3 protein-coding genes are annotated in these 3,090 nt (G+C 61.9%); all 3 read left to right on the forward strand.

The features are described 5' to 3' along the window. Window positions 1–491 (forward strand): aldo/keto reductase (locus AB5Y85_RS06855; RefSeq protein ID WP_368221287.1); only part of this gene is annotated, 491 nt, incomplete at its 5' end. 545 nt (window positions 492–1,036) lie between these two features. Beyond that, on the forward strand, window positions 1,037–2,215 hold the full coding sequence (locus AB5Y85_RS06860) for an MFS transporter (RefSeq protein ID WP_257686589.1): 1,179 nt from the start codon (window positions 1,037–1,039) through the stop codon (window positions 2,213–2,215). A gap of 155 nt (window positions 2,216–2,370) precedes the next feature. Next, on the forward strand, window positions 2,371–3,042 hold the full coding sequence (locus AB5Y85_RS06865; RefSeq protein WP_139741408.1) for an NAD(P)H-dependent oxidoreductase: 672 nt from the start codon (window positions 2,371–2,373) through the stop codon (window positions 3,040–3,042). Window positions 3,043–3,090: the final 48 nt, after the last annotated feature.

The raw sequence follows: 3,090 nt of genomic DNA on the forward strand, positions 1-3,090 counted from the left end.
AGGTGCCGATGGCAGTCTATCTGGAGCAGCTGGCAGAGGCCAAGGCCCGGGGCCTGACCCGGGAGATCGGGGTCTCCAACTTCACCGTGGCCCAACTCAAACAGGCTATCGAAATTTTGGGGCCGGGGGCCATCGCTCACCAGCAGATCGAGGTTCATCCCCTGCTGCAAAACCGCAAGGTGGTCGAGTTCTGCAAAGCCCAGGGTATCGCCGTCACCGCCTATATGCCGCTCGCCTATGGCAAGGTGCTGAGCGAGCCGCTGCTGATGGAGATTGGCCAGCGCCACGGAGTATCAGCGGCACAGGTGTCGCTGGCCTGGCTGCTGGCGCAGGACATGACAGTGATCCCGAGCTCCACCAAGCGGGAGAATCAGGCCGCCAATCTGGCCGCTCTCGATATCACCTTGAGCAGCGAGGAGATGGCCGCCATCGCCACGCTGGATCGGGGCGAGCGCTGCGCCAACCCGGACTTTGCGCCGGATTGGGATTAAACGGGAAGGGAGGCATGGGCTCTCTCGCTTCGATGGCGGGTATCGGCAACCCTCACGAGCCTATTGCAGCCACGAGCTATCCCCTCTCCCTACGGGAGAGGGTGAGGGACAAGCTATCTCCCCCTCATCCCCAACCCTTCTCCCGCAAGGGGAGAAGGGAGCAAATAACGCTCAACCACATTTTTTCAGCAAAATCGGGAGGTATCATGCCTCCCGCTTTTTTTGCCCTTTCATCTCACTCGTTGCTCATTCCCCCACGCACAGAGCAGGTTCAGCCAACCCTGTCGCCTTCCATTACCCCCGTCCCCGTTTCCTCTTTGCACCCTACTCGCTCAGCACGCTTTGTCTCTGATCTCCAGTCATTTCGCTCTCATCTCTCTTCCCCCTCTTTGCGGCCACTCTTGTCTCTCCCATTCCCCTTAGACTCATCGCCATTGCTGCTGATTTGGCAAAAGTAATTTGCTGTGACCGTCATTTTTGCCAACAAAACCCATCGGCATACTGGCGCCATTCTCCCGTCGGGAGTCCCAAACCAAGGAGTTGTTATGCCACTGGCGTTATTTGCCCTTACCCTGAGTGCCTTTGCGATCGGCACCACCGAATTTGTGATCGTGGGGCTCATCCCCACCATCGCCCAGCAGCTCAATGTCTCGCTCCCCTCGGCGGGCCTTCTGGTCAGCCTCTATGCCCTTGGCGTAGCCATCGGTGCCCCCGTGCTCACGGCGCTCACCGGCAAGGTGCCGCGCAAGTGGTTGCTGGTAGGGCTGATGGCACTCTTTACCGCCGGCAACCTGCTGGCCTGGCAGGCCCCCGGTTACGAGAGCCTGATCGTGGCCCGCATCCTCACCGGATTGGCGCACGGGGTCTTCTTCTCGGTGGGCAGCACCATCGCCACGGGTCTTGTGGCCAAAGAGAAGGCGGCGAGCGCCATCGCCATCATGTTCAGCGGCCTCACCGTGGCGCTGGTGACCGGCGTACCGCTCGGCACCTGGATTGGTCAGGTCTTTGGCTGGCGTGAAACCTTTCTGGTAGTGAGCCTGCTCGGCCTCGTCGCCATGGTGGGTAGCCTGCTGCTGATCCCGAGCAACCTGCCCAAGGGGGCAGCCTCCACCATCCGCGAGCAACTCTCGGTACTGACCAAGAAGCCGCTGCTGCTGGTCTATGCCAAAACCGCCCTTGGTTATGGCGGCGCCTTCACGGCCTTTACCTTCCTCGCCCCCATCCTGCAGCAGGTAAGCGGCTTTAGCGCCGGTGCGGTGAGCCTGATCCTGCTGGTGTACGGGGTATCGGTCGCCATCGGCAATATCTGGGGTGGCAAGCTGGCCGACAAGATGGGCCCTCTGCCCGCCCTCAAGCTGCTGTTTGCCGGTCTGGCGCTGGTGCTGCTGACCCTCACCTTCACCGCGCCGCACCCGGTGCTGGCCGTGCTCACCGTACTGGTGTGGGGCGCCTTTGCCTTCGGCAACGTGCCGGGTCTGCAGGTGCTGGTGGTGAAGCAGGCCGAACTGCACACCCCCAAGGCGGTGGATGTAGCATCGGGCCTCAATATCGCCGCCTTCAACGTCGGCATTGCGCTCGGTTCCGTCGTCGGTGGCTTGGTGGTGGAACACCTCGGCCTGATGCACACCCCCTGGATCGGCGCCCTTATCGTGCTACTGGCCTACGGGCTGACCCATGTCAGTGAGCGCCGCGAAGCCGTCCGGCTCGCCGCCTGTCAGGCATAAGCTGCGCCAGCAGGCGTCACGCAAGAGCGTGGCGCCTGCTGCAATCAGCGCGGCAGGCTTCTATGCTGTGACACAGCGTTAACCCGGCAACTGTTTCAGCAACTTTTTCAGCAACCAAGCCTGTCACCCTCGCATCATTTGCCACGGAGTCTGTTATGAAGGTGCTTATCGTCTATGCCCATCCCGAACCCAAAAGCTTCAACGGTGCCCTCTTCTGCCACGCCATCAGGGCGCTGGAGCAGGCGGGCCACACAGTGATGACCAGCGATCTCTATGCCATGGGCTTTGATCCCGTCTCGGATCGGCGCAACTTCACCGCCGCCAGCGATCCCGATTTTCTCAAGCTGCAACTCGAAGAGCTGGCTGCCACCGAGCAAGGTAGCTTCGCCCCGCATCTGGAGCAGGAGATGCAAAAGCTGGAGGCGGCCGACCTGCTGATCTTCCAGTTTCCGCTCTGGTGGTTTGGCCTGCCCGCCATTCTCAAGGGGTGGGTGGATCGGGTCTTTGCCATGGGGCGGGTCTATGGTCAGGGCCATATCTACGAGAGCGGCAAATTTCGCGGCAAGCGGGCCCTGCTGAGCCTCACCACCGGCGGCCCTGCCGAGACTTATCTGCCCGACGGCTTCAACGGCGATATCGACGGGGTGCTGCGCCCCATCCAGCGCGGGATCCTGCAATTTGTCGGCTTCGATGTGCTGCGCCCCCATATCTGTTATGCCCCGGTGCGGGTCTCGCAAGAAGAGCGGGAAGCTTGGCTCGCCCAGTGGGCCGATCGCCTTGGCCAGATTGAGCAGGAGTCCCCCATCGCGGTCGGCCGCTACCAGTAGTAGCTGACGCCCCCCAAAGCACAAAAACAGCGAGCGGCACCCGGCCGC

This window comes from Aeromonas sp. R3-1 (assembly GCF_040908345.1).
GTDB lineage: Bacteria > Pseudomonadota > Gammaproteobacteria > Enterobacterales > Aeromonadaceae > Aeromonas > Aeromonas veronii.

Bases quoted from the DNA above. Each gene is read 5' to 3' on its own strand.
- AB5Y85_RS06860 (WP_257686589.1), top strand. From the start codon at position 1,037: ATGCCACTGGCGTTATTTGCCCTTACCCTGAGTGCCTTTGCGATCGGC.
- AB5Y85_RS06865 (WP_139741408.1), top strand. From the start codon at position 2,371: ATGAAGGTGCTTATCGTCTATGCCCATCCCGAACCCAAAAGCTTCAAC.